General features: G+C 61.9%; 20 protein-coding genes and 2 pseudogenes. 7 read left to right on the top strand and 15 right to left on the bottom strand.

Annotation, left to right across the window (positions count from 1 at the left end; all coding sequences use genetic code 11):
• Positions 1-85 precede the first annotated feature (85 nt).
• Positions 86-721, bottom strand: coding sequence for a maleylpyruvate isomerase family mycothiol-dependent enzyme (locus BDB13_RS14285; RefSeq protein WP_094272215.1), 636 nt, complete (start codon positions 719-721; stop codon positions 86-88).
• A gap of 9 nt (positions 722-730) precedes the next feature.
• Complete coding sequence (locus BDB13_RS14280; RefSeq protein WP_094272214.1) at positions 731-1,480, bottom strand: acyltransferase; 750 nt, start codon at positions 1,478-1,480, stop codon at positions 731-733.
• A gap of 116 nt (positions 1,481-1,596) precedes the next feature.
• Between BDB13_RS14280 and BDB13_RS14275 the strand changes: the two genes are divergently transcribed.
• Complete coding sequence (locus tag BDB13_RS14275) at positions 1,597-2,901, top strand: outer membrane protein assembly factor BamB family protein (protein WP_094272213.1); 1,305 nt, start codon at positions 1,597-1,599, stop codon at positions 2,899-2,901.
• A 1-nt stretch (position 2,902) separates the two neighbouring features.
• On the opposite strand, the gene BDB13_RS14270 is transcribed toward BDB13_RS14275, so the two are convergent.
• Genes BDB13_RS14270 through BDB13_RS14250 form a run of 5 tightly spaced genes read right to left on the bottom strand, consistent with a single transcriptional unit; the run spans position 2,903 to position 7,627 of the window.
• Positions 2,903-4,060: a THUMP-like domain-containing protein gene (locus tag BDB13_RS14270; RefSeq protein ID WP_094272212.1), complete on the bottom strand. Its 1,158-nt coding sequence runs from the start codon at positions 4,058-4,060 to the stop codon at positions 2,903-2,905.
• 1 nt (position 4,061) lies between these two features.
• Complete coding sequence (locus BDB13_RS14265; protein WP_094272211.1) at positions 4,062-5,078, bottom strand: class I SAM-dependent methyltransferase; 1,017 nt, start codon at positions 5,076-5,078, stop codon at positions 4,062-4,064.
• A gap of 52 nt (positions 5,079-5,130) precedes the next feature.
• Positions 5,131-5,910: an enoyl-CoA hydratase/isomerase family protein gene (locus BDB13_RS14260; protein ID WP_094272210.1), complete on the bottom strand. Its 780-nt coding sequence runs from the start codon at positions 5,908-5,910 to the stop codon at positions 5,131-5,133.
• Positions 5,911-5,932: 22 nt separating this feature from the next.
• On the bottom strand, positions 5,933-6,751 hold the full coding sequence (locus tag BDB13_RS14255; protein WP_094272209.1) for an NUDIX hydrolase: 819 nt from the start codon (positions 6,749-6,751) through the stop codon (positions 5,933-5,935).
• A 54-nt stretch (positions 6,752-6,805) separates the two neighbouring features.
• Entirely contained in the window at positions 6,806-7,627 is an 822-nt protein-coding gene (locus tag BDB13_RS14250; RefSeq protein ID WP_094272208.1) for an ABC transporter ATP-binding protein, read from the bottom strand.
• A gap of 51 nt (positions 7,628-7,678) precedes the next feature.
• On the opposite strand from BDB13_RS14250, the pseudogene glgX reads away from it, so the two are divergent.
• Together glgX and BDB13_RS14240 are read left to right on the top strand one after the other, a co-directional pair.
• Positions 7,679-9,798 (top strand): annotated as a pseudogene (glgX, locus tag BDB13_RS14245) (glycogen debranching protein GlgX).
• Between the two features lie 131 nt (positions 9,799-9,929).
• On the top strand, positions 9,930-11,327 hold the full coding sequence (locus BDB13_RS14240) for an FAD-dependent oxidoreductase (RefSeq protein WP_254922819.1): 1,398 nt from the start codon (positions 9,930-9,932) through the stop codon (positions 11,325-11,327).
• Here BDB13_RS14240 and BDB13_RS14235 read toward each other — a convergent pair.
• Genes BDB13_RS14235 through BDB13_RS14225 form a run of 3 tightly spaced genes read right to left on the bottom strand, consistent with a single transcriptional unit; the run spans position 11,294 to position 17,272 of the window.
• Complete coding sequence (locus BDB13_RS14235) at positions 11,294-13,948, bottom strand: LuxR C-terminal-related transcriptional regulator (protein WP_094272207.1); 2,655 nt, start codon at positions 13,946-13,948, stop codon at positions 11,294-11,296. The two genes, BDB13_RS14240 and BDB13_RS14235, sit on opposite strands and share 34 nt — an antisense overlap.
• A gap of 43 nt (positions 13,949-13,991) precedes the next feature.
• A complete protein-coding gene (locus BDB13_RS14230) occupies positions 13,992-15,845 on the bottom strand; it encodes an AMP-dependent synthetase/ligase (RefSeq protein ID WP_094272206.1) in 1,854 nt (617 codons plus the stop codon).
• Positions 15,846-15,862: 17 nt separating this feature from the next.
• On the bottom strand, positions 15,863-17,272 hold the full coding sequence (locus tag BDB13_RS14225; protein ID WP_094272205.1) for an aldehyde dehydrogenase family protein: 1,410 nt from the start codon (positions 17,270-17,272) through the stop codon (positions 15,863-15,865).
• A gap of 305 nt (positions 17,273-17,577) precedes the next feature.
• Between BDB13_RS14225 and BDB13_RS14220 the strand changes: the two genes are divergently transcribed.
• Positions 17,578-17,889 carry a DUF3303 domain-containing protein gene (locus BDB13_RS14220; protein WP_094272204.1) on the top strand — a complete coding sequence of 104 codons (312 nt, stop codon included), beginning with the start codon at positions 17,578-17,580 and terminating at the stop codon, positions 17,887-17,889.
• Between the two features lies 1 nt (position 17,890).
• On the opposite strand, the gene yczE is transcribed toward BDB13_RS14220, so the two are convergent.
• The 4 genes from yczE to ctaD form a co-directional block, all read right to left on the bottom strand.
• Positions 17,891-18,535, bottom strand: a complete 645-nt coding sequence (gene yczE, locus BDB13_RS14215) for a membrane protein YczE (RefSeq protein WP_254922818.1) — start codon at positions 18,533-18,535, stop codon at positions 17,891-17,893.
• 85 nt (positions 18,536-18,620) lie between these two features.
• Positions 18,621-19,370 (bottom strand): aminoacyl-tRNA hydrolase, encoded by a 750-nt coding sequence (locus tag BDB13_RS14210; protein ID WP_094274917.1) that lies wholly within the window; start codon positions 19,368-19,370, stop codon positions 18,621-18,623.
• A gap of 35 nt (positions 19,371-19,405) precedes the next feature.
• Positions 19,406-20,626: a phosphoserine phosphatase SerB gene (gene serB / locus BDB13_RS14205; RefSeq protein WP_094272203.1), complete on the bottom strand. Its 1,221-nt coding sequence runs from the start codon at positions 20,624-20,626 to the stop codon at positions 19,406-19,408.
• Positions 20,627-20,752: 126 nt separating this feature from the next.
• Entirely contained in the window at positions 20,753-22,486 is a 1,734-nt protein-coding gene (gene ctaD / locus BDB13_RS14200; protein ID WP_094272202.1) for an aa3-type cytochrome oxidase subunit I, read from the bottom strand.
• Between the two features lie 350 nt (positions 22,487-22,836).
• Between ctaD and BDB13_RS14190 the strand changes: the two genes are divergently transcribed.
• From BDB13_RS14190 to BDB13_RS14180, 3 genes are read left to right on the top strand one after another with little or no spacing between them, the layout of a single operon-like run.
• Positions 22,837-23,832 carry an ABC transporter substrate-binding protein gene (locus tag BDB13_RS14190; protein WP_094272200.1) on the top strand — a complete coding sequence of 332 codons (996 nt, stop codon included), beginning with the start codon at positions 22,837-22,839 and terminating at the stop codon, positions 23,830-23,832.
• Between the two features lie 37 nt (positions 23,833-23,869).
• A complete protein-coding gene (locus BDB13_RS14185) occupies positions 23,870-24,973 on the top strand; it encodes an ABC transporter substrate-binding protein (RefSeq protein ID WP_094272199.1) in 1,104 nt (367 codons plus the stop codon).
• Between the two features lie 4 nt (positions 24,974-24,977).
• Positions 24,978-25,451 (top strand): NUDIX hydrolase, encoded by a 474-nt coding sequence (locus BDB13_RS14180; RefSeq protein WP_094272198.1) that lies wholly within the window; start codon positions 24,978-24,980, stop codon positions 25,449-25,451.
• 115 nt (positions 25,452-25,566) lie between these two features.
• On the opposite strand, the pseudogene nrdF reads toward BDB13_RS14180, so the two are convergent.
• Positions 25,567-26,531: pseudogene (gene nrdF / locus BDB13_RS14175) on the bottom strand (class 1b ribonucleoside-diphosphate reductase subunit beta).

Here is a 26,531-nt window from a genome sequence, read left to right as displayed (position 1 = left end):
TATTTGAGCGAACGTACCTTTCGGCGCCTTAGATCGACCGAAAGGTACGTTCGCTCATTTCGTGGGGATGAAGATGAAACTGCACTCAGTCGGAGTGAGCCTGCGCCGTAAACCGCATCCTCGCATCGCCGAACAAATGGCCCGGCGGCAGAATCCGGCCGCACAACACCATCAGCAAGTCCTGCGCGGCGCCGTGCACTTCAGCGCCCGCGCCGAATTCCCAGTCCCGATCGTCGGCGCGCAGACGCACCCCTTCGAGATCGGCGCCGAAGTACTTCGCGTTCTCGGGCGACAACCCGTCGAGGACGCGACTGAGGCGGTCTTCCGGCACCACGTAGTTGTCGCCGAGTGCGACGCGAATGTCCTGGCCGTGGATGACGTCGTGGGACAGCGCACCGTCGAACCCGCCGCCCGGCGGTTTCCAGGGGTACGCAACATTCTCGCGCAATGAATCGAGCAACTGCGTCTCGGTCAGCTCTCGGGCATCGACCAAAGCTCGACGGTTGGACATGCGGTTGAAGTTGCCGCGCGCTTTCACCATCTCGAGAACAAATCGGGATGCCGGGTATCGGTACGGCATGGTGATGTGAGCGACAACTTCACGCACTCGCCACCCCTCGCACAGGGATGGGGTGTTCCACTGCTCGGCGCTCAGTCCGTCGAGGAAGGTCACCAGTTCGCTTCGCTGCGCCACCACCACGTCAGGTGTTTTTTCACTCATGCCGCACTCCTACTTCGCTGCTTCGGCTGCTGCCTTCTTGCGTGCGATGTCTTCGAGGGCTGCAATGTATTCGGCGCGCGCTTCAGCTCCGGATTCCCACTCGGCCTTGCGGTTCTTGACTGCCTTGGCCGGTGAACCGACGGCGATGCTGAAGTCCGGGATATCGCCCTTGACTACGGCGTGAGCGCCGAGGACGCAACCGCGGCCGACGCGGGTGTTGCGCAGGACGGTGACCTTGGCGGCCACCCAGGTGTCGGGGCCGATGCGGACCGGGCCCTTCACGATTCCCTGGTCCTTGATCGGGGTGTTGACGTCGTCCATGCGGTGGTCGAAGTCGCAGATGTAGCACCAGTCGGCTACCAGCGTCGAGGCACCGATTTCGATGTCGAGGTAGGTGTTGACGACGTTGTCCTTGCCGAAGACGACCTTGTCGCCGATGCGTAGGGAACCTTCGTGGCAGCGGATGGCGTTGCCGTCGCCGATGTGGACCCAGCGCCCGATTTCGAGGCGGGAAAGATCCGGGGTCGAATGAATTTCGACGTTCTTACCCAGGAACACCATGCCGCGCAGAATCACGTGTGGATTGGCCATCTTGAACTTGGCGAGACGGTAGTACCGCACCAGATACCAGGGTGTGTAGGCCTTGTTCGCCATTACCCATTTCAGGGAATCGACGGTCAGGAACTTGGCCTGATCGCTGTCGTTGCGGCGTGATCCCCGCCACCGAGTGCGCAACGGTGCGCCCCACATGCTCGTCATGAGTAATCAGACTACGGGCAGCCGACTCACCGACCCGAGGGTGTGCCCCGTCACGTACCCTCCGGCGGGATAGTCTCTGCTCCGAACTACTTTCGGTAATGGCAGGGAGATGTGTAATGCGGCGGGTCCTACGGTCGTCCGTGATGGTGATGACGGCGGTCGCAGCGGTGTTGGTTGCCGGCTGCGGGAGCGAGAGCTCCATTGTCGACCGCTACTCGTCGTCGGGTTGGCCGGCGATGCACGCCGACGCCCGTAACAGCGACACCAGTGCGGTCACGGGGTCTCGCGATCTCGACTTCGCGTGGTCACGTCCGCTCGGCGGGCCGGTTGCCGCCTATGCGTCGGTGGCGGCCAACGGTCAGAGTTTTGTGACGGCCCGGACAGAGAACGGCTGCAATCTCTTTTCGTTCCAGATGGATTCGGGTCGCAAGAAGTGGTGCGCCCGGATGAACGACGGCGCCGTCGCGTCCACACCCATCGTGGACACCGCTACCAATGTCTATGTCGGCGAGAGCGGCGCAATGATGTCGTTCACCGAGAACGGCCAATTGCGTTGGCGAACACTTGTTGTCGGCACTCCCCTCTCGGCTCAGTTCACCGGCGACGGAAATCTGCTGTTCATCACGCAGCTCGGGCAGATCAATGTGCTCAATCCGCAGACCGGCGCCAAGGTGGTCTCGTCATTCGACCTGATTCCGCCGCCCTCCATCGAGGCGCCCAATTCCCCGCTGATTCCCGATGACCGCGGACTGCGCGAGTGCTTCCTCGGAACGGCAGGGTGCCCGGTAGCCAATACTCCCGCAATCGATCTGGCGACCGGCAAGTTCTTCTTCACGTTCTTCCGTCCGGGTGCACAGGCCGCCGAACTGGTGGCAATGAAGTACACGGGCGGCGAGCACCCGTCCATCACGCCCGAGTGGTCCACGGACGCACTGCCCGGCGGAACGGCCTCGAGTCCGGACCTGTCCAAGGACACCAAGAAGGTGTACGTCACCGACAACAACGGGAAGCTGTGGGCGATCGACGCCGAAACCGGCGACTCGCTCTGGAGTTACGACATCGGCTTCAACTCCGCAGGCAGCGCATCCACCTCCGACGACGGTCTGATCATTCCGTCGGGCGGCGGCAACGGTCATCTTCTGGCCGTTCAGGACAAGGGAGATCACGCCGAGCTGGCGTGGGAGCGCAAAGACCTGCTCCAGCTGGGGGTTCCAGCTCAGAGCAACGGCGACACCGGATATGCCGTTGTTCGTGAGGGCGCGAACGGGCTGAGCCTGATCACCTTCGACACGACGTCCGGCGAAACCCTGGATCAGGACACGCTGCCCGGCGCTGTGGGCTTCACCGTCGGAACCTCCATCGGCCCCGACGGTGAAGTGTTGACACCCAGCGCAATCGGCGAGTTGTTCGTCTTCAAGTGAGCTAGCGCGACGCCTCACAGATAAACGCCGACGCCGAACGCCCGATCCGCACGATCACCACGCTCAGTGACACCGAGCCTTTCAGTTTGAGCCGTGGACGCAGTATCGCGGGATCGACGTCGACGCCACGAACCAGAATCTCGGCGACGCCGCAATCACGCTTCGAGAGAGTCTGTTTCAGCAGCTTCTCCGAGTATTTGATCTGTTCGAGGATCCGGAATCCGCGAACCCCCTCCGGGACGCTGTCCCCGGTGAGATAGGCAATGCGTGGATCCAACTGCCACAGGCCGTGTCTGGCGGCGTAGTGGCGCACCAGGCCTGCGCGAACTACCGCGCCGTCCGGGTCGATGATCCACTCCCCCGGTTCTTGTTCCGGGATCGTGTCGTCCTCGGCGTCGGTCACAGACCAACCACTTCCGTCGGACCGGAGCACCGACGCTCGACGAGACACTCCCGTCTGCGCCAAACCGGCCGACCACAGACAAGCTTCCTTCACGCCACCGTCGAGTGACACGATCTCCACTTCGCCGTCCCAGCCGAGGGAGTCGAAATCGAGTCCAGGGGCGCACTTCACGGCAATATCGCGGCCCTGATAAGCGTCGAGCAGATCCGGGAGGGGCGGCATCAGCGCCGCAGGATCGTGGGTTCGACGTCCGCCTGATCGACGTGCCGGGTCGGCGAGGACAACTGTGCCCCGCGTGGTCGGACGCAATGCATCAGCGCGCAGCAGAGTCGCCGTGGACACGTTGCGGCGAGCCATCGCCAAGCGAACGGCATCGATGTCGCTGCCGATCACCTGTGAGGCAACCCCGGTGAGCGCGTGCAGTTCGGCTCCGATGGAACAGGTCACGTCATGGACGTCGCGGCCGATCAATCGCTGCGCCCGGTGAACTGCAACCGCCGCCGGAGTGGCTTGCTGCATAGCGTCGTCGGTGAACAACCAACCGTCACTGGCGGGAAGTTTCTGGGCAGCTTTACGACGCAGAAGTACCGTGTCGACGAGCGCGGGCATGCGGTCGCCGAAACGCGTACGCGCCCGGCCGATGTCGGCCAGACGCGTACGTGTGGACAGTTCGAGCTGATCCACCTCAGCCAATGCCGCTACGCCGGAATCACTTCCGAGATAGTCGACATCAGAGAGGGTGAAGTCGTAGCCCAATTCAGTTGCCGGGCTTTACGCCGGTGATCATCACGTTGTAGAAGAATCCGCGCGGAACGACGTGACGCAGAACCTTCTCGTCGACCCAGCTGAGGGTCTTGAAACCACCGAATGCAAACTTCGCCCAACCCCAGCCGAGCTTCTCCGGCGGAACTGCTGCCTCGAAAGTACGTACCGGCCAGCCGAGCAGTGCCGCGGCGAATTCCTCGGTGACAGCACGCACTTCGGCGCCGCCGGCGGACTTCGCCATGTTCTCGAGGTCCGTGGGATCGAACGTGTGCAGGTCGACGATGGCTTCGAGTGCTGCTGCGCGGGAAGATTCGTCGAGTTCTTCCTGCGGACGGCGCCAGTCCGCGAGGAACGGCAGCTTGGTGATCGTGGTGGTTACTTCCCACGTCGCGCGGCCGAGCCAGCGAGCGTAGAGGTTGCCGACCGTGGACGGCTCACCGGCGAAGACGAAGCGTCCACCGGGCTTGAGGACACGAAGGACCTCACGTAGCGACTGCTCGACATCAGGGATGTGATGCAGCACCGCATGGCCGACTACGAGGTCGAAGGTGTTGTCCTCGTAGGGAATTGTCTCGGCGTCGGCGACACGGCCGTCAACCGGCAGACCCAGGTGCTCGGCATTGCGCATCGCAACCTTGACCATGCCCGGGGACAGGTCGGTGACCGAGCCCGTCTTGGCAACTCCACCCTGCATCAGGTTGAGGAGGAAAAAGCCTGTGCCGCAGCCCAGTTCGAGCGCCCGCTCGTACGGCAGGGGCAGATCGCCGGCAACGGCGTCGAAACGACCCCGGGCGTAGTCGATGCAGCGCTCGTCGTACGAGATGGACCACTTGTCGTCGTAGGTTTCGGCTTCCCAGTCGTGGTAAAGCACCTGCGCGAGCTTGGTGTCCTTACGAGCGGCCTCGACCTCTTCGGCCGTGGCGTGCGGACGCGGCGCGGGGTCCACTACCGAGGTGTCGGCAGGGGCGGGCGGCGTGACGGTTGCGTCGTCAGTTGGGCTGGCAGTCATGCGGCTATCCTACTCGCTGGTAAGAGATGAACAAGTTCTAGTTTAGGGGAGCCTACTCCCCCGTGAACGCGGCCTTACCGGGACCGTTCGCGATGAACGACGCCATACCGATCGTCTGATCCTCGGTGGCAAATAGTCCGGTGAACAGATGCTGCTCGATCTTGAGGCCCGATTCCAGATCCGTGTTCAGGCCCTCGTCGATTGCGGCCTTCGCTGCAGCCAGGGCCCGCGAAGCCGCTCCGACAAACTGCGACGCCCACGTACGCGCCGCGGTGTACACGTCGTCGGGCGCTACTACCTCGTCGATCAGACCCATCGCGAAGGCTTCGTCAGCGCCGACAAAACGGCCGCTGAACACCAGATCCTTGGCCTTGGCCGGTCCGATGAGACGAGCGAGACGCTGAGTTCCGCCGCCGCCGGGGATGATTCCCAGCAAGATTTCCGGGACACCGACCTTGACGTTGTCGCCGGCGATACGACGGTCCGCGGCAAGTGCCACTTCGAGACCGCCGCCCAGCGCGTAGCCGGTGATGGCAGCGACGGTCGGCTTCGGGATTGCCGCGACGGCGCCGATTCCGGCCTGGATTCCGGCAATGGCATCGCTCATCTGACCGAAACTCATCTCGGCCATTTCCTTGACGTCCGCACCGGCGGCAAATACCTTTTCGCCGCCGTAGACGATGACAGCCTTGACAGCTTTGTCGACCGTTGCAGCATGAGCAGCAGCAACCAGTTCGTCCTGAACCTGACGGTTCAATGCGTTCATCGGGGGCCGTGCGAGACGGATCGTGCCAATACCTTCGGAAACCTCGAGAGTTACAAATTCAGCCATGATCGAGAGGCTACTTGGGTGGCTATTCGGCGGGCTTGGGTGCCCACGGGTGCGGTCCGTCGGCGTAGTAGCCATCCATATTGGGGAAATCGATCCGGAACGTAGTCTCGTCCCGAATCAGCGTCGGCAAGATGATCGGAATCTCGGGTTCAGCTGCCAAAATTTCGGCGACCGACCCGTATTTCGACAGCTCCGTCAGCTGAGTCCAGGTGGGCGGCAACAAGATGCTGCCACCGGCGCGCCAGTGTTCCAGCGCGTCCTGCGGACTCTGCCAACGCACTGCGGCCGCCTCGGAGGTGACACCGTCAGCCACCTGACCTTCCGGCGCAGCAGCCACGAAGAAGCGGGTGTCGTAGCGACGCGTCTCGGCGATCGGAGTAATCCAGTTCGCCCAAGGCCGGAGCAGGTCGGTGCGCAGAACCAGATTTTCTTTCTTCAAGAAATCACTGAACGAGAGTTCGTGGTTTTCCAGCGCAACCCGTGCGGCCGCATAACCGGACGTATCAGCAACGACGCTGTCGGCGCTGGGTCCGGCCAGCAGGACACCGCATTCTTCGAACGTCTCACGCACGGCGGCGCAGACAAGCGCCTTGGCGCGGGCGACGTCCGTGCTGAATCGCTCAGCCCACCACTCCACCGACGGGCCGGCCCACTGAACGTCAGCCGTAGCGTCGGACTTGTCGACACCGCCGCCGGGGAACACGGTCATTCCACCGGCAAACGCCATCCCTTGCACCCGCTGAAGCAGGAAGATTTCGATCCCTGATGCGGCATCGCGCACCAAAATCACGGTCGATGCATCTTTGGGTGTAGGGACTGCGTCCTCAAACTCGTTAGCCATGTTTCCGGAACTTACGCGATGTGTGATCTACGCCGCATCTCAGGTACCACTCACTCAGGCGCGGTGTGCACCCGACGGTCGCGCACGACGAGCGAAGTACCGGCCGTCCACCGAATCCAGACTGATCAACTGACTGAACGCGTTACTGAGGTTCTCAGCCGTGATGACGTCCTCGATCAGTCCTTGCGCGACGACGCCACCTTCCTTGAGCAGGAGGGCGTGGGTGAATCCCGGCGGAATCTCTTCGACGTGGTGGGTAATCAGGACGATGGCGGGCGCGTCGGGATCGGCAGCGAGTTCGGTGAGGCGTGCCACCAGTTCCTCGCGTCCGCCCAGGTCGAGTCCGGCAGCCGGCTCGTCGAGCAGCAGCAGTTCGGGGTCGGTCATCAGTGCACGAGCGATGAGCACTCGCTTGCGCTCACCCTCGGACAGCGTTCCGTAGGTGCGGTCCGCGAGGTGTTCGGCACCAAGGCTTTCGAGCATCTCGACGGCGCGCGTGGTGTCCAGGGCCTCGTACTCTTCACGCCACCGACCCAGCACTGCGTAACCGGCGGAGACCACAAGATCGCTGACCTTTTCGTCGGCGGGTACGCGACTTGCCAGAGCGGACGACGACAATCCGATGCGCGGCTTGAGCTCGTTGATATCGACTCGCCCGAGCACCTCCCCCAGCAGATGCGCGGTGCCGCTGGTGGGAAACACCTCGCCGGCGGCGATACGGAGCAGCGACGTCTTGCCCGCACCGTTGGGGCCGAGCACCACCCATCGCTCGTCGAGCTCCACCTTCCAGGTCACCGGACCCACAAGAGTGGACCCGCCGCGGCGGATGAGGACGTCGTCGAAATCAATGAGCAGATCAGGATCAGGTAGTGGCACCCGAACATCTTCCCGCACATTCTCCAGCCATCCACGGCAGGATCTACTCGCGTGTCGCCTCTCGATGAATCTCACACCCCGCTCCCCGGCTCGCCCTACCCGCTGGGAGCCACAGTCGGCGGTGGTGGAACCCAGTTTTCCGTGCATTCTCCGGATGCCACCGCGGTGCAAATCTGCCTGATCGACGACGGCGGAAACGAGAAGCGCGTCGACCTCCGACAGCAGACGTACGGAATCTGGCACGGTGTGATCGGCGGAGTCGGAGCCGGGCAGCGTTACGGGATCCGTGCCGACGGGCCGTGGAACCCCCGCGCGGGCTTGCGGTTCAATCCGAACAAGCTCCTGATCGATCCCTGGGCGCGGCGCATCGAGGGTGAACTCGGCGACTTCAACGCACTGCGGGCCTACGAAAGTGATCCGTTCGGCGAACCGTCCGCATCTGATTCCCTCGGCCACGTACCGCTCTCCGTAGTAACCGCCGGCCTGGTCGCGTCGACAGATCGACGTGAAACACCGTGGGAGGAGACGGTGATCTACGAACTTCACGTCGGCGCCTTCACCGCAACTCATCCCGACGTCCCGCCTGCGCATCGGGGTACTTATCTCGGACTCGCCGCCCCGGCTGTTATCGAGCGCCTTCTTCTCCTTGGCGTCACAGCCGTGGAACTGCTTCCCGTGCAAGCATTTCTGACCGAGCAGAGCGTGCGTGATCGTGGAATGCGCAACCACTGGGGCTATTCGACGGCGTCGTACTTTGCGCCCCATCCGGGTTACGCAGCCACTCCGGGCAATGAGGTTCCCGAGTTTCGCATCATGGTCGACGCTCTGCACCGGGCCGGCATCGAAGTCATTCTCGACGTCGTCTACAACCACACCTGCGAGCAGGGTGTCGGCGGAATCAGTGTCAGCTGGCGAGGATTGGACGCACCCGGCTACTACTTGCTCAGCGACGAAGGCCACGATATCGACCTCACCGGATGCGGCAATACTGTCGACGCCTCCTCCGCCATCTCGGTTCGGATGATCACCGACAGCCTGCGCTACTGGGCAGGCGAGATGGGCGTCGACGGTTTCCGATTCGACCTTGCAAGCGCGCTGGGACGGCCTCGCGGCGGCGCCTTCGATCCTCGCGCCTCAGTACTGTCCGCGATCTCGTCCGACCCGATCCTGACGCGGTGCAAACTGATCGCCGAACCGTGGGACGCGACAGCCGACGGCTACCAGGTGGGCAATTTCGGCTTGCAATGGTCCGAGTGGAATGACAAGTACCGCAGCAATATTCGAACATTTTGGAATGGTGGTTCCAGTGTTCGAGAAGTCGCGTCACGGCTGGCCGGCTCGGAGGACATATTTGCCGGCAACGGGCGACGGCCGTGGGCGTCGATCAACTTCATCACCGCCCACGACGGCTTCACCGCAGCCGATCTGGTGTCTTACAACAACAAGCACAACGACGCCAACGGTGAGGACAACCGGGACGGTGCCAACCACAACGATTCGTACAACCACGGAACCGAAGGCGACAGTGACGATCCCGCGATCATCGAGGCCCGCCGTCGACATGTCCGCGCACTTCTGGCGACATTGATTCTCTCCACCGGAACCCCAATGCTCACAGCCGGCGACGAGTTCGGGCACAGCCTCGGCGGCAACAACAATGCGTATTGTGTTCCCGCCCTTGCTACCTCGGCACAGTCCTGGCCACTGAACTGGGCCGGCGCCGATCCGACATTGATCGCGTTTGTCGCCCGCGCCCTGGCTCTGCGCCGATCTGCCCCAGCCCTGCGGCAACCCGAATTCTTCGAAGGCCGGCGTCGAACCGACCATCCCGACCTGGTGTGGTTCGACGCTTCCGGCACCGAATTCGACGATGCCGCTTGGTACGACGAGCGCAACCGCACAGTGCAGGCCTGGATAGACGGAGCCGATGTCCGCTCCCACACGGCGGCAGGACGACCACTGGGCGATAGTAGTTGGCTACTGATCCTGCATTCCGGCGGGCCGATTCAGATCACCGTCGGTACCCCGGAATCGTTCGACGGTTCGCTATCTCCCGTCTTCGATTCATCCAGTGCCACGGGGAACCGGAATCGACAAATCCACTCCCTGCCGGTGCCACGCTGTCACTCACCGGCCCGACAGTGTTGGCATTGCGCGCGGAGCACGGCTAGCACGAGGCTAGTCACTGAAGTCTGCGAAAATGAGGTAGTCGACTACTCGCATCCACCCGATGTATCGGTTGGACGATGAGATCTGGGACCTATCCCCTGATATGAACACAGATCGAAAGCAGATGGTTGACATGACAACAACCTCATATGCAGTCGTGATCGGGGCAGGAATGGGCGGACTCTTGGCCGCCCGGGTGCTGAGCGAGTTCTTCGACGACGTGACCGTCGTTGAACGAGACGCACTACCGGACACCCCCGTGGCACGCCGTTGCGTGCCGCAAGCGCGTCACGTGCACGTCTTGACCACGCGGGGCAGGAATGCAATGGAGGAACTGTTCCCCGGCCTCACCGAGGATCTTCTCGGCTGCGGTGCCCCCAACGGAGACATACAGGCTGACTTCCGCTGGGTCGCCGATGGCCATCGGTTGGCCAAAGGTGTATCTGGAATCCCGGTGCTCATGGTGAGCCGGCCACTCGTCGAGTGGTACCTGCGCAACCTGGTGCAAGCGCTCCCCAATGTGGAGATCATCGACCGGTGTACCGCCCGCCGGATCACGACCGACCCGCAACACCGCCGGGTTACCGGACTCGCTGTAAGCGTCCCGTCGAAGAACATCGCAGATACCGTCATCGCTTGCGACCTGGTCATCGATGCCTCCGGGCGCAGCTCCGAGAGCCAAGGATGGCTCGAATCGCTCGGCTTCAACCGGCCGCGAGAGGAGAAACTTCCGATCCACCTCGCCTACGGCACGCGACGCTATCGGCGTGAAGCATCCCATCTGGACGGCGACCTGGGGGTAGGGGTGATGGGCACCCCGGAGCTTCCCCGTGGCGGATTGGTGGTGGCCCAGGAAAATGACGACTGGGTAGTCACTCTCGCCGGATATGCCGACGACGAACCGCCATTGGACGCCGAAGGTTTCGTCGACTACGCCAGATCACTTCCGGCACCCGAGTTCGGGGAGTTGCTTTCTCACGCGCATCCGCTCGACGAGGGCGTTCGATACCGGGTTCCCAGTACCGTGCGTCGCCATTTCGAAAGCGCTCCACTGCCCGACGGCTACATTCCGTTCGGCGACACTATGTGCTGCTTCAACCCCGTCTACGGGCAGGGTATGACCGTCGCAGCACTCGAGGCGCTCATCTTGCGTAGGTGCCTCCAGCGAGAGAGCCACCACGTCAGAGACAACCACCGTGTCACCGCCAGGTTCTTGCGGAATTCCAGACCGCTTCTCGACGAAGCCTGGGAGATGGCCTGCAACACGGACCTGCGTATGCCGTTCATCGAAGGCAAGCGAACAGCCAAAATTCGGATGACGAATGCCTATGTCGCCCGCGTACACCGCGCTGCCGCAACAGATCCCCGGGTCGGAACCGCGTTCTGGCGCGTCACCAATCTCCTCGCCCACCCGAATTCTCTCATGAGCCCGCCGACCCTGGCACGAGTGCTGTGGGCCAACCGGCATCGGGGAAACCTGCACGCTCCGGAAACGGATTATTCCAAATCGACGGTACGTCCGCCGCGCTGATCTGCCTTCCCAGAGAGCTTGGCCCCCAGGTCATCTCGGCCGGTGGTGCCGGTCTTGAGGGAGGCACGATAGAGGTGACCTTCAACCGTTCGAACGGAAACGGTCAGCCGATCGGCGATGCCCTTGTTCGACATCCCCTGCGCAGCAAGGGTAACGATCTCACGTTGCCGAGGAGTGAGCGGTGACGGTTGAAGCGCCTCACGCAACGCCGGGGTCGAGGCACCACAGGCATCTGCAAGGCACTGCGCACGAGCAGCCGCCGTGAGAGCAGACCCATTTCGGCCTCGATGTCGGTAAGCGGTGGCAGCATGAGCCGTAGCGTCGACGACGGCCAGCAGATCACCCATTTCCTCGAACTGAGAGGCCGCGTCTTGAAGTCCCTCCGGGTCATCGGCATCCAACGCGGCGGCATGCCGTGCAGCCGCGCACGCACGCGGCCCGTCAACTTGCTCCGCCAGCGCCTGCAAACGGCCCGCAGTGGTCCAGTCCCCGAATCGCGTTGCGGTGTCAAGGCACACCACCTCACGTTGCAACTGCCCGTGCTGCGCCGCGAACTCCCCCGCCGCTCGCGCCAGCTTGATCGCCGTCGATACTTCCCCGCCTGCCGCCGCCACCCAGGCTGCAGCGAGTTGGTGTTCGGATCGTAGATATTCGAATGACGGATGGCGACGTGCATTCGCGGCATCGAGCAGTTGTGCTGCGGCTGGGCCGTCACCACTCATGGCGAAGGCCTGAATCAGGCTGAGAGAGTACCGGTACCAATAGCCGGTTGAATCTGCTTCCTCGTATCCGTCGGTACCTTCGAGTAGACGCTCACATGCTCGCTCTGCGTGCCCCATCCCCAGCGTTGCCAACCCCCTGATAGCAACGCTCATCGAGTGCATCCGACCTGGCATGTCATTACACTCCCGATAGGTGCGATCAGCCACACCCATCGCCTCCGTCACGTTCCCGGCCAAGAGGAGCGCCACAACGTGAAATTCTGCGAGAGCGATTGTCTGGTAAGTAATTTCGGGAGCATTTGCGGCAAGCCGATAGCCGTCTTCAGCGATTCGTCGCGCTTCCGACATCCCACCGCAGTCACCGAATGCGATGACCAAACCCCACGCGGCCATCATCGAGGGAAAAGCCGGAAGGCTGGAGTTGTCGACAGATTCCATCACGACAATCGCCTCATCCGGCTTGGCCGCCATGGCTAGTTGAAGGCACTGGATCGGAAGAAGATGTTGCGCTGCAGCCGGTTCGAGTTCACGCAGCGCCGCCGCGAGAACCTCAGCAGATCCTTGGGGCCTTGCCAGTGGATAGAGCAGAACTATCGCACGAAGTGTCACCAACTGGACACGATCCGAGTTCGGCAACGCAGAGTCGGACGGTACGTAGGAGAGAACCACTTCGGCTTCGTCGGCTCGATTGAGTACAGCCAATGCGTGGGCTCGGATCATTCTCAGCTCGATACCTGCACCGGCACAGATACTTTCGTGGGCAAACCTCTCGGCAAGAGGAAAATCCGTCAGCGACATCGCGGCGAACGCCGCACGGCTGAACAAGTCGGAATTCGCGGGTAAATCGGAATTCAACCACAAGACTGCACGCTGAACGGTATCCCGTGAATCGACTTCGGGTGTCTCACTCAAGGCGGTCGCGATCTTCCCACTCAGTCGCCGCAGTCTCAACGGTCGACATTGGGCATGACGCACCTCACCGTACAAGGGATGGGCCAGTCGAGCACTGAGCCCGACTTCGCTCTCACGAACGGCAATGAGCCCACGATTCTCCGCTTCCTCCGCAGCCCCTCTTTCCGAGATCCGCGCGAGCGTCGACGCCGAAATGGGTTCGGAGAGCGACACTATGTCCACGACCTCACCAACCGGCGTGGGCAGTCTGCCGATCTGCTGTTCGATCAATTCTGCAAGGCTGTCCGATATCACCGGGTGACCGACCCACCTCCACGCCCCGGAGTGTTGGAGAATCCGACCGTCCGCCAGTTCCCTGTCGAGCAGATGACGTAGGTACAGGACATTTCCGCGGGTCAGCGTCCACATGCGGTCGCTCAGGTCACGCTCGACGCGTCCGCCGAGCACCACTTGAAGCAGCTTTTCTGATTGGATCCGCGACAGCGGCGCCAACTCCACGCGTTGCAAGTGCGACTCTTTCCACAGGGCTGTGATCGCGTCCGGGGCGGGCTCGCCGGTACGAATCGTCACCACCACCTGTGCAAGTCGTCGTTGGACCAACTGGAGCACCACAAAAGCTGACAGATCATCGAGGAGGTGCGCGTCGTCGATACCGATCACAACCTGCACTCCGGGCGCGGCGGCGGTGAGTCGACTGATGACGCTACGGACAATGAACATTGAATCTTCGGAGATGTCCCCAGCCCATTCTGCGAACGCTCCGAGAGGCAATGTTCGCGCCGATTCGGTTGCCCCGGCCCATCGTGACACGCATCCATCCGAGTGAATGCCAGCGATGGCTTCTTTGGCGAGCCTGCTCTTTCCGACACCGGCAGGGCCGGCGATCACGACTCCACCGCAATCGTCGAGGCTCGTCAGTGACGCGCCGATCATGCGCAATTCTTCGTCACGCCCGACTAGTGGCCAGTCACCTGCCATGAATTTCATTGTTGCCCCTGCCGGTGTCAATGCGATCACACAGCTCGATTGGTCAACCCACCTCGATCACACCCGCAACTGCTTGGTCTGCGTACAGATCGACGATGGTGTCCGCGTACTTGCTCGCGATCGGCTTGCGTCGCAGCTTCAAGGTCGGCGTCAGTTCGTCTCCACCTGGCTCCCACGCGGACGATACGATGGCGAACCGCTTGACCTGCTCGACGCGGGACAGTTTCGCGTTGCCGGCCTTGACTGCCAGTCTCACCTCTTCGACGATCTCAGGGTTGGCTGCCAAGTCCGCAAGCTGCGCCCCCGGCACGCCTAAAGATGTAGCCCGCAGTGCCGCGACATCGGGGTCCAGCGCCGCGAGCGCGGTGACGTACGGCTTGTTGTCGCCAATGGCAACTGCCTGACCGATCAACGACGAGGACACCGTCATCGCGTTCTCGATGTTGGTCGGTGACATGTTCTTGCCGGACTCGTTGATGATGAGTTCTTTCTTGCGGTCGACGATGGACAGGTTGCCGTCGCCGTCGAACGTCCCAATATCGCCGGTCGCCAGCCAGCCCTGCGGATCTATTGTCTCGGCGGTCTTTTCATGTTGATTGCGGTACCCGCGCATGACAACAGGTCCCCGAACCAGCACCTCACCGTCATCAGCGAGTGCGACCTCCACACCGGCAATGGGTTTGCCGACCGTCCCGAACTTCGGATTGTCGGCCGTTGTCGTCGTGGCCATGCCGGTGGTTTCCGACTGTCCCCAGGCCTGGATCAACGGGATCCCCAGGCCCACAAAGTATTCGATGACGTCGATCGAAATGGATGCCGCACCCGAGATCGCCAGCCTGATCTGATCGAGCCCTAACGCCGCGCGCACCTTCGAGAGCACCAAGGCGTCGGCAATCCGGTATTGCACTTGCAACACTCTCCCCCGCGGTAGTCCGACGAGATCCGCTTTCGCCGCTCGTGCAGCCACAGCGAAGGACCACGCCCCCAGTTTCGACTTGACCGGATTGGTTTCCGCCGCCAGTTTCGCCTCGATTCCGGCCTTGATCTTCATCCAGACCCTCGGCACACCGACGAACACGGTGGGCCGCGCATCGCAAAGCGCCGAGACGAGTTCTCGCGGGTCTGCCACCGTAGTGACCTGTAGGCCGCCAAGCTGGTTGACTCCGTGCGCCGATACGCGGTCGCCGATGTGCGCGGCCGGTAGATACGAGACGACACGGTCGTCGAATCCGAACGAGAACTCACCCAAGGAATCGAAAGCCTCGGACACTGACACAGCGGCCGCAATAATGTTGCGGTGCATGATCTCCACGCCTTTGGGCGGGCCAGTGGTGCCTGAGGTGTAGATGATAGTGGCCAAATCATCGGGTTCGACTGCGCGCCACGACGCCTCGAAATCGAAGTCTTCGGCCGGGTTCGCCTCGACCTCGTCCAACTCCACAGCTCCCGGCGCCGGGCCGTCCACGGTGATGACATGTTCGAGCGGCACGCGCGACGCTTTGATCAGCGGTACGAACACCTGCTCGGTCACAACCACTTTGGTTCCGGAACTGGTGAACAGATACTCGATTTGATGTGGCGCACTGGTGTTGTACACCGAGAACGGAACCGCACCCAGGTGGACTATCGCGGTGTCGACAAGATGAAACTCCGGGCGGTTGGTCAGCATGAGGCCGACGGTATCGCCGCGCCGAACACCCAGCGCGGCAAGCCCACTGGCAATCGACTCAACCCGTCGCGCGTACTCACCCCAGGTAACCTCGTGAATGCCCCCCACAGTCCGCAATGCGACTCTGTCCGGATGCAGACGCGCAGTGCGCTGGAATCCCTCGGCCGTAGTACGTACTTCGGCACCGAACTCGTGCTTGAAAGCGATGTCCATGATGTTGTCGCTCATCTCTTTCGGTTACCTCGTCAGAAGAGCCTGCGCATTAATTTCACTGCGCGTTCGGTGTAAGGCGGGTAGATCAACGTCGGGTCAGGTTTGAATGGCTTGACCACTACCGACTTACGGTGACTGAATGCTTCGAAGCCCCACTTGCCGTGGTATGCGCCCATGCCACTGGCACCGACGCCACCGAACGGCAACTGCGGCGCCATCACCTGAATCGCAACGTGATTGACGACTGCACCGCCGGAACTGACCGCGTCCACAAGCTTCTTGGCTACAGTTCTCGACTTCGTGAAGTAGTACGCTGCGAGCGGCTTAGGCCGCGCATTGACAAAAGCTATTGCCTCATCCATCGAATCCACGGCAAGCACCGGAAGAATCGGACCGAATATCTCCTGCCGCATCACAGTATCGTCCGGGTCCGGATCGACAATCACCGTCGGTTCGATCGTGAGGGAATCCCGATCCGATCCACCCCCGGACACGATTCGGCCCGAGGTTTCAGCGAGGCAGCCGACAAGCCTGTCGAACTGCCGCTCGTTGACGATCCGCAATCCCGCGTCGACTTGATCGGCGCGGAACTGCGTGACGGTATCGGTGATGCGACGCACCAGTTCATCTCGGATCGATCGTTCTGCAAGCACATAGTCCGGTGCGAGGCACATCTGCCCGGAATTGAGTAGCTTCGTCCACACAACACGTCTCGCCACTACCTCGAGGTCTGCGTCGGAGGCAACCACAACGGGACTCTTACCGCCAAGCTCCAGCAACACCGGCGTCAGATGTGGCGCCGCGCCGGCCATGATCTTTCGTCCGATCTCGGTCCCACCCGTGAACAGCACTTGATCAAGACCCTGGGCGAGCAGTTCCTGCGTCACCCCAGCGTCGCCTTCAACGACCACGACAGCCTCGGGATCGACGTACAGCGGTAGCAACCGGGCAAGCATCGCCGAGGTTGCGGGCGCCACCTCGGACGGTTTGACGATAGCCACATTGCCGGCAGCGAGTGCTGACACAAGCGGCGGCAAACTCAGAAAGACCGGATAGTTCCAGGCGCCGATCACCAGCACGACACCTAGCGGCTCGTACTGCACCCAACCGATTGCGGGCAACTGGTTGAGCGGCAGCGGCTGCGGTCGCCTCCGCATCCACCGCCGCACCCGTTTGCGTGCGTAGGCCGCCTCGGCCTTGACTGGTGCGATGTCGCCGAACCAGGCCTCCACTGCGCCTCGCCCGAGATCCTCGGCAAGTGCCGCCACGATCTCGGGTTCACGTTCCGCGAGGAACCGTTCGATTCCTTCGATCTGGTGGATGCGCCACTCGGCATTGCGGGTTCGTCCCCCGGCAAACACCTCCCGAAGTCGCGTCACCATCGTAGTGACATCTGCTTCGCCCGAAAGGCCTTGGGTATGAAGGTGATTGTTGATAGTCATTGCGGCTCCGTCAGATTCGGAGCCGTCAGGTTCACAGCTCCGGAGGAGTAGACACGGAGGACGCTGCACTGAGTGCGAGCACACCCCGAACCAGTACACGAATAAGCGTATCGGGTTCAGCGACGAGGCGCGAGAGCGTCGTACGACAATCTTGCGAGCCACACCGAACATGAAGTAGCGCAAGCCACTTCGCGAATTCGAATTATTCTGCTACACAGCATTTCTCACCAGCTCTTCACAAGCGGTCGACTGCGGGTGAAGACTGGAGACCGTACGAATTCCGGACACAACTACAGGAGGACGACATGAAGTATCTCATTTCGTGGACCTATCGCGCCGGCGGTTCCGCAGCCGAACTCGAGGAAAGTACACGACGCGGCTTGGCCGTATTCTCCAAATGGACTCCGACGGAAACGTCGACCTTTCACCAGTTTCTCGGGAGGCTCGATGGTGAGGGAGGTTTCGCTGTCATCGAGACCGACAACCCGATGGACCTGAACGACGCCCCATCCATGTTCGGCCCTTACGTGAAATACGAAATCTACCCAGTCGCCGAAATCGCCGAAACCATGCAGTCCATGCAGCGGGGAGTGGAGTTCAGGGATTCGATCGGCTGAATTATCCAGTCGCTCCAAGCATTTGCGCTTCGCGCGACTCTCGCTCCCCCGTGACTGCAGCGGTCATCGAGTGAGGAAGTACCTTGATCAATAGCTGAATAGTGGGCCCGATCCCCAAGGCATACAACACGGTTCCCACTCCGACGGTGCCACCGAGGAGCCAACCGGTTGCCAGAACGACGATTTCTATGGTGGTTCGCACGAGCCTCACGGACAGGCCGGTGCTCGCAACAAATCCGGTCATCAACCCGTCACGTGGACCGGGCCCCATCCCGGCACCGATATACAGAACACTGGCCAGTCCGTTGAGAAGGATGCCGGCCACCAGCATGAAGATGCGAACTGGCATGGAATCGAAGTCCGGCAAGAAGGCCAGTGAAGTATCCACTGCGATGGCAATGACAACCACGTTGGCGATAGTTCCGAATCCCGGCCGTTGACGCAGCGGGATCCACAGCAGAAGCACAACAACACCCGTAATTGCCGTGATCACACCGAAACTCATCGATACGCGTTCAGCCACACCCTGATGGAACACATCCCACGGATCCAGCCCCAGCCCAGCGGAAATCATCATGGCCATCGAAAAGCCGTACAGCCACAGGCCGAAGAAGAGCGAAATGAGTCTCCGAGTCAAGGCTGGCATGAGCACTGGTTTCAACACTCGATCAGCTTGACGGCCACTGGACGCTTCATCCATAGCCAAGATGCCGATACTGGACTGGTCAGGCCTAGCTGGGAACCGCGATCACTGTCATCGAACCTGGCGCCACTTCGGTATAGCCCGCGTCACGAACCGCAATTGCCTGCGACTTCTCCAGACGCGCAACTGCCTGCGCCCATTGTGTCGCGTCTGCATCACGCACCGAGCATCGGAAACCGGTTTGAGACCATCGCCAGGCGTCTTCGTCAGTCATGGCCGCTGCCAACAACATTGACGCGTGACCGACCTGAGCAGCAGCCTTGCCGACGGTCATCTCCAGTGCGGAAGCGATCCACAACACCGGCAACCCCGACTCCGGAGCACCGGGCTTGTCGTGGTCTAGATCCGTCCCACCGATCTGCATCTTCTTGATCCGCGGATCAAGATCACCGACCGGCCCGGGTACCAATGCCCGCGCCTGCGCACCGTTTACATCTACCGTGATTCCGGCCACTTCCTGAGCCGCGAGCCACTGCGCTCCCCGCGCCCGTCGCGATACTTTCCGGATCCGTCCGCTCACCCACGCCGTGAAATCTTCCTGCCACGGCCCCGGCTCGCCGTCCTCAGAAATCCCCACACGGTCGTCGAAGCACAGTGCCACTGCCGCCGACGCTGCCGCTTCCAGAAGCGAACTGCGCGGCGGCGGATCAGCTTTCGGGATGTGGAGAACGATCGGCATGGCCAACACCCGTGCCGGATCAGTCGGATCAGGGCGACCTCCGTACCCCGCAGCCAACACGGCGTGCCGGGCGCGCCAGAGCGCGTCCGGTCCCGACATCACCGTGTTGTCTACATCGAGCGGGTCGATCAGGCTCATGGGAGTGGTACGCGCCGAACTCCGCCGTCCTCAGCGTCGGCAGCTTCGACCTCGTCGCGAGTCACTCCGAGGATGAAGAGCACCGCGTCAAGGAACGGATGTGAGAGCGCCGCATCGGCAACCTCACGCAGCGCGGGCTTGGCGTTGAATGCCACACCCAGGCCGGCAGCGTTGAGCATGTCGATGTCATTGGCACCGTCACCGACAGCAACCGTCTGTTCCATGGGAACACCGACCTGGTCGGCGAACTTGCGCAGAGCAACAGCCTTGGCAGCGCGGTCGACGATCTCGCCGATTACGCGACCCGTCAACTTGCCGTCGACGATCTCGAGGGTGTTCGCGTGCACGAAATCCAATTCGAGTTCGTGTGCAAGGCCTTCGATGACCTGACGGAATCCGCCGGACACGACACCGCAATGGAAGCCGAGACGACGCAGGGTGCGGATCGTGGTGCGCGCGCCCGGTGTCAGTTCGATGCTCGCGGCTACCTCGTCGATAACCGAAGCGTCCAACCCGGCAAGTGTCGCCACACGCTGATGCAGTGATTCGGTGAAGTCGATTTCGCCGCGCATCGCAGCTTCCGTGACTGCCCGAACCTCTTCCTCGACGCCGGCCTTGGCGGCAAGCATCTCGATGACCTCACCCTGAACGAGCGTCGAGTCGACGTCGAACACGATGAGCCGCTTGGCGCGCCGCGCGAGGCCGGCACGCTCAACAGCGATGTCTACGTTTTCGAGGGCCGCAACTTCCGCGAGACCGGTACGCAACCGAGCATCCGAATCGGCGTCGCCGGCTGAGGTGACACTCAATTCCAAGCCTGTCACCGGGTAGTCCGCGACACCTCGAATGGAGTCGATGTTGGCGCCCTGCTTGGCCAACTCACGAGAAACGCCGCGCATGGCGCGGGCATTGACCGGGCTGCCCAGAACTACAACGGCGTGTGTGGAAACTGCAGGCCGTCCGGGCTCGACACCGATTTCGACGTCGATGTTCATACCGACCGTCGCCATGGCTTGGTCGAGTTCTTCTTGCAGCGCTTCCGGATCATTCGGGCACACGACGAGAACGCCGAGCGTCAGCCTGCCTCGGATCACCACCTGCTCGACATCGAGCAGGTTCACATCGTGCCGCGACAGTGCGGCGAACAGTACCGAGGTGACGCCGGGCCGGTCAGGCCCGGTCACAGTCACCAGAACAGTGGTGTCAGAGGCACCCACCGAGAACTCCGATCGTTTCTTTTAACTCGCGTCGTGATCGACACCTATTGTGCCAAGGCCGTACCGGACAAGCGAAAAGGCCCCGCCCGTTGTTCGGGCGGGGCCTTTTCGTTGACCTATGTAAATCTAGTGAGAACTGCCTTCGAGGGCGTCGTTCTTACTGTTATGGCCGACGCCGACGTGCGCTTCTGCGCGCATCCGCTCAACCATGTGCGGGTAGTGCAGTTCGAATGCCGGACGCTCGCTGCGGATGCGCGGCAACTCGGTGAAGTTGTGGCGCGGCGGCGGGCAACTGGTTGCCCATTCGAGCGAGTTTCCGTAGCCCCACGGATCGTCGACCGTGACAACTTCGCCGTATCGGTAGCTCTTGAAGACGTTCCAGATGAACGGCAACGTGGAGGCGCCGAGAACGAAGGCGAAGATTGTCGATACCGAGTTCAGCACGGTGAAACCGTCGCTGGGCAGGTAGTCGGCGTAACGACGCGGCATACCTTCGGCACCCAACCAGTGCTGCACGAGGAACGTGCCGTGGAAGCCGACGAACGTGGTCCAGAAGTGCCACTTGCCGAGGCGCTCGTCCATCATGCGGCCGGTCATCTTCGGGAACCAGAAGTAGATACCGGCGTAGGTGGCGAACACGACGGTGCCGAAGACCACGTAGTGGAAGTGGGCGACAACGAAGTAGCTGTCCGTGACGTGGAAGTCGAGCGGCGGGCTTGCAAGGATGACGCCCGACAGTCCACCGAAGAGGAAGGTGACCAGGAAGCCGATCGAGAAGAGCATCGGCGACTCGAAGGTCAACTGCCCCTTCCACATAGTTCCGATCCAGTTGAATATCTTCACGCCTGTCGGCACTGCGATCAAGAACGTCATGAACGAGAAGTACGGCAGCAGAACAGCACCGGTTGCGTACATGTGGTGTGCCCACACTGCGATCGACAGGGCTGCGATGGCCAGCGTTGCGTACACCAGGCCGCTGTAGCCGAAGATCGGCTTACGGCTGAAGACCGGGAAGATCTCCGAGACGATGCCGAAGAACGGCAGCGCGATGATGTACACCTCGGGGTGACCGAAGAACCAGAACAGGTGCTGCCACAGCAACACACCGCCCGTTGCCGGGTCGAAGATGTGACCACCCAGATGTCGGTCGACGAACAGGCCGAGCAGTGCAGCGGTCAGCAGCGGGAACGCCAGCAGAATCAGGATGCTGGTGATGAAGATGTTCCAGGTGAAGATCGGCATGCGGAACATGGTCATACCGGGTGCACGCAGGCAGATCACCGTGGTGATCATGTTGACGCCACCGAGGATGGTTCCGAGGCCACCGACAGCGAGACCCATGATCCACAGGTCAGCGCCGACGCCCGGCGAATGCAGTGCATTCGTGAGCGGGGTGTAGGCGGTCCAACCGAAGTCGGCTGCACCACCGGGGGTTACGAATCCGGCTGTCGCGATGATCGCGCCGAACAGGTACAGCCAGTAACTGAACGCGTTCAGACGCGGGAACGCCACGTCGGGCGCGCCGATCTGCAGCGGAAGAATGTAGTTGGCGAAGCCGAAGACGATCGGCGTCGCGTACAGCAGCAGCATGATGGTGCCGTGCATGGTGAACAGCTGGTTGAACTGTTCATTGGAAAGGAACTGCATGCCGGGCACAGCAAGCTCGGCACGCATCATCAGGGCCATCAGGCCACCGATGAGGAAGAAGGCGATGGAAGTCGCCAAGTACATGATTCCGAGCACCTTGGGGTCGGTGGTCGTAATCATCTTGAAAATGAATGAGCCCTTGGGTCCCTGCCGCGGCGGGTAAGGCCTAGCTGCAGCTATCGCGGGGACTGGCTGGGGCGCTACGGCAGTCACTGATCCTCCTGAATGTGCCTTTGGTCGCTCCTCAGGCTCCGTTACAAAGCCTTCGGCCGCGCCGCAGGGTCCGTCACCCGGGCTGCGGGAAACGGCTTCTGGCTTGCGCTCATCGAATCGTAGACCGTGACTCGGACGCCTCGCGACCCGGTCCTACTCAGCGTCGTACTCGAGGGACCGTTTTCCCGCCCGCAGAACGATCGACCTGCGGTTTATGTTCCCGAGGCGATATATGTGATCTCGAGTTTCGGCGTGTCGCGCCGAACTCGTGCGACCACCGGGGTTGCAGTTTCATCGAATCCACTTGATAAGGTCATGCTTACCTAAGTAAATGTCAGGAGTGGAATTTAGTGAAGTTTCTCCCCCGCCGCGCCGCGCTCGCAGCGATCGCGGCCACCGTCGCCGTACTTGTTCCCGCATGCTCGAGCAACGAACCCACGTCGAGCGCGAGTCCGTCCTCCGAATCCGGCGCGTTCCCCCGCACCGTCGAACACTTCCGCGGGAGCACAGAAATCCCGTCGGCCCCCCAGCGCATCGTCACGCTCGACAACAGCTTCACCGACGCTGTACTCCTTCTCGAGTCTCCGTTGGTGGGCTACACCGACTACCGCGAGCCAGGGCTCCCCGACTACCTGGGAACAACTCGTGACGAGTTCGCACCCGACGCGGTATCAGTCGGCACGGTCGGCAACGTCAGTCTCGAACAGGTCGCCGCCCTACAACCGGACCTGATCATCTCGGCGGAGGTTCGCGACGGAAAGAACTACGACAAGCTCTCCGCAATCGCGCCGACCGTCTTCACGCAGACGACGGGGCCGACATGGAAGGAGAACATCCGACTGGTCGGCGAGGCACTCGGTAAGGAGTCACTTGCCGAAGAGAAAATCACCGAATACGAAACCCGAGCGGCTTCCGTCGGCGAGAGCATCAACGAGAAGGCGAACAACCCCGTCATCTCCGTCGTCCGCTTCGCCGGCGAACCGACAGCACGCCTGTACCGCACCACGTCGTTCAGTGGCATCGTCCTCGAAGACGCCGGCCTCGCACGCCCCGCCAATCAGGGCGCCGACCCCGCTGATCCCGGAAACATCATGATGAAGATCAGCCCCGAACTGATCAACGAGGCCGATGCCGACATCATCTTCGTCAGCACTTGGCAGGATCCGGACGGCAAGAGCGCCGAAGCCGCGAAGCCGTTCCTCACCAGCCCGCTGTGGCAGACACTGCGCGGCCGCACTATCGACGTCGACGATTCTCGCTGGATGTCACCGGTCAGCATTCAGGGCGCACACCTCATCCTCGACGACCTCTCGGACACGTTCGAGCTGAACAAGTCGAACAGCTAACCTAAAGCGGCGCCCGCCCACACAGGAAGCCGTCGACTTGTCTGTTCTCTCCCGCACGCCCCTCTCCCGCACGACCCTCCCCCACACTGCTGTCCGCACCGCCGTCCGCCGTACATCGGTTCTCGGTATTGCAGCCGCACTGCTCGTTCTCACCGGTTGTTCATCGGATGCCACCGACGACGCTGCCAGCACCATCGTCCGCACGACGACGTCTATCGCCGGCGCAGCGGTCCTGGGAATCGAGCGCGATACCGCGACTGCCTGCCCCGCAGCGACAGCGCCCGACGCCGGCGCCGGTCCGGCCGTGAAACGCCACGTCGTTCATACGGCCGGTGTGGCCGAAGTTCCTTCGGATCCGCAGCGGATCGTGGTGCTCGACAGCGCCTCGATGGACGCAGTGTGCGCATTGGGATTGTGGGAACGTGTGGTGGGCGCCGCTACCGGCGTTGATTCTCCGCAGCCGTCGTACCTCGGTTTCGGTATCTCCGAGATTCCGAGCGTCGGCCCTGTCAGTGCTCCCGACGTCACTGCGATCAAGGCAGCCGCCCCGGACGTGATCCTCGGATCGTCGCCTGCGTCCGCCGATGTGTATTCACAGCTCAACGCGATTGCGCCGACGGTTTTTGCCGGGTCCGATCCGGTGTATTGGAAAGCACAATTTGCTGTGTCCGGCCAAGCCCTCGGTCGCTCCGCCGCCGCGACGGCGCAGTTGGATCGGTATCAACAGGACGCCCGGCAACTGGGTGAGGCGCTCAATGCGGCGCAAACCCAGGCATCGGTAGTCCGTTTCGGTGCTCGAGATCTCGAGATCGAAGGACCGGCGACGTTTGCCGGCCAGGTTCTCAGCGACATCGGCGCCCAGCGCCCGCCGGTCCAACGGCTCACGGACACAACAACTGCCGTAGTTCCGGCCGATGATCTGAGTTCCGCCGACGGTGACCTGATCTACGTATTGTTCAACGGTCCCAGCGGACTCGAGCACGGCACCGAGGTCATGAAGAGCGATCAATGGCACGAACTGGGCGCTGCCGCCGGACGTACGTTTGTCGCCGAGGACAAAATTTGGAACGGCAACGGAATCACTGCCGCGTACGCGATGCTCGCGGATCTACAACGCACCCTCAACGGATACGCGAGCTGATTTCATGCCGGTTCCGGAGTTCATAGTCACCTTGCGCGAGAAGGTCGGTCACGCGCCACTCTGGCTGTCCGGAGTGAGCGTCGTGATTCGCGACGACGCCGGACGGGTCCTGCTTACCCGTCGGGCCGACAACGGTCAGTGGGCCGTCGTCTCGGGTGTCCTGGAGCCTGGCGAGGAGCCGGCGTCGGCCGCTGTGCGCGAAGCGAAGGAAGAAACGGGTGTCGACGCGGAGTTGATCCGCATCACGAGTGTTGATGTCACAGAACCTATTACGTATCCGAACGGTGACGTTACGCAGTACCTGGACGTCTGTTTCCTCGCCCGATGGACGGGCGGCGACGCCCATGTCGCGGACGACGAGAACCTCGAAGTCGCCTGGTTTGCCGCCGACGATCTTCCGTCGGACCTGACCGATACCTCACGCCTGCGTCTCGAAAAAGCGTTGCAGGACAAGGCGGAAGCCTGGTTCGCGCGCTAGCCCCGCTCCCCCTACTACGAGCGAAGCCCGATTCCCGCGTGTGCAGGAATCGGGCTTTGTCGTTGAGGACTAGAAGTCCCGAGCGGGTCGCTCTAGAAGTCCCGAGCGGGTCGCTCTAGAAGTCCCAGTCGTCGTCTTCGGTGTTGATTGCCTTGCCGATGACATAGGAGCTTCCCGAGCCGGAGAAGAAGTCGTGATTCTCGTCGGCGTTGGGTGAAAGTGCCGAGAGGATAGCCGGATTGACGTCCGTCTCGTCCTTCGGGAAGAGGCCTTCGTAACCGAGGTTGTTGAGGGCCTTGTTGGCGTTGTAACGCAGGAACTTCTTGACGTCTTCGGTCAGACCGACCTCGTCGTAAAGGTCCTGGGTGTACTCGACCTCGTTCTCGTACAGCTCGAAAAGCAGCTCGAACGTGTAGTTCTTGAGCTCTTCGCGCTCGGCCTCGGACAGCTGCTCGAGACCCTTCTGATACTTGTAGCCGATGTAGTAGCCGTGCACGGCCTCGTCGCGGATGATGAGGCGAATGAGGTCAGCCGTGTTGGTGAGCTTGGCCCGTGAGGACCAGTACATCGGCAGGTAGAAACCGGAGTAGAAGAGGAAGCTCTCGAGCAGGGTCGACGCGACCTTGCGCTTGAGCGGCGACTCACCGTTGTAGTAGTCGAGAACGATCTGCGCCTTGCGCTGCAGATTGGGGTTCTCTTCCGACCAGCGGAAGGCGTCATCGATGTCCGGGGTGGAGCACAGCGTCGAGAAGATCGAGCTGTAGCTCTTGGCGTGCACCGATTCCATGAAGGCAATGTTGGTGTACACCGCTTCTTCGTGGGGGTGATGGCGTCCGGGATGAGGCTGACGGCGCCGACGGTTCCCTGGATGGTGTCGAGCAGTGTCAGACCCGTGAAAACACGCATCGTGAGCTGCTTCTCGGGAGCGGTCAGAGTTCCCCAGGACGGGATGTCGTTGGAGACCGGCACCTTTTCGGGCAGCCAGAAGTTGCTGACGAGGCGATCCCACACCTCGGCATCCTTCTCGTCCTGGACGCGATTCCAGTTGATCGCGGAAACGCGACTGACCAGCTTGACCAT

Origin of the sequence: Rhodococcus sp. OK302, assembly GCF_002245895.1 — a bacterium.
GTDB lineage: Bacteria > Actinomycetota > Actinomycetes > Mycobacteriales > Mycobacteriaceae > Rhodococcus_F.
The sequence above is the reverse complement of the archived record's forward strand: the minus strand, read 5'-3'. Positions and strand labels throughout refer to the sequence as shown.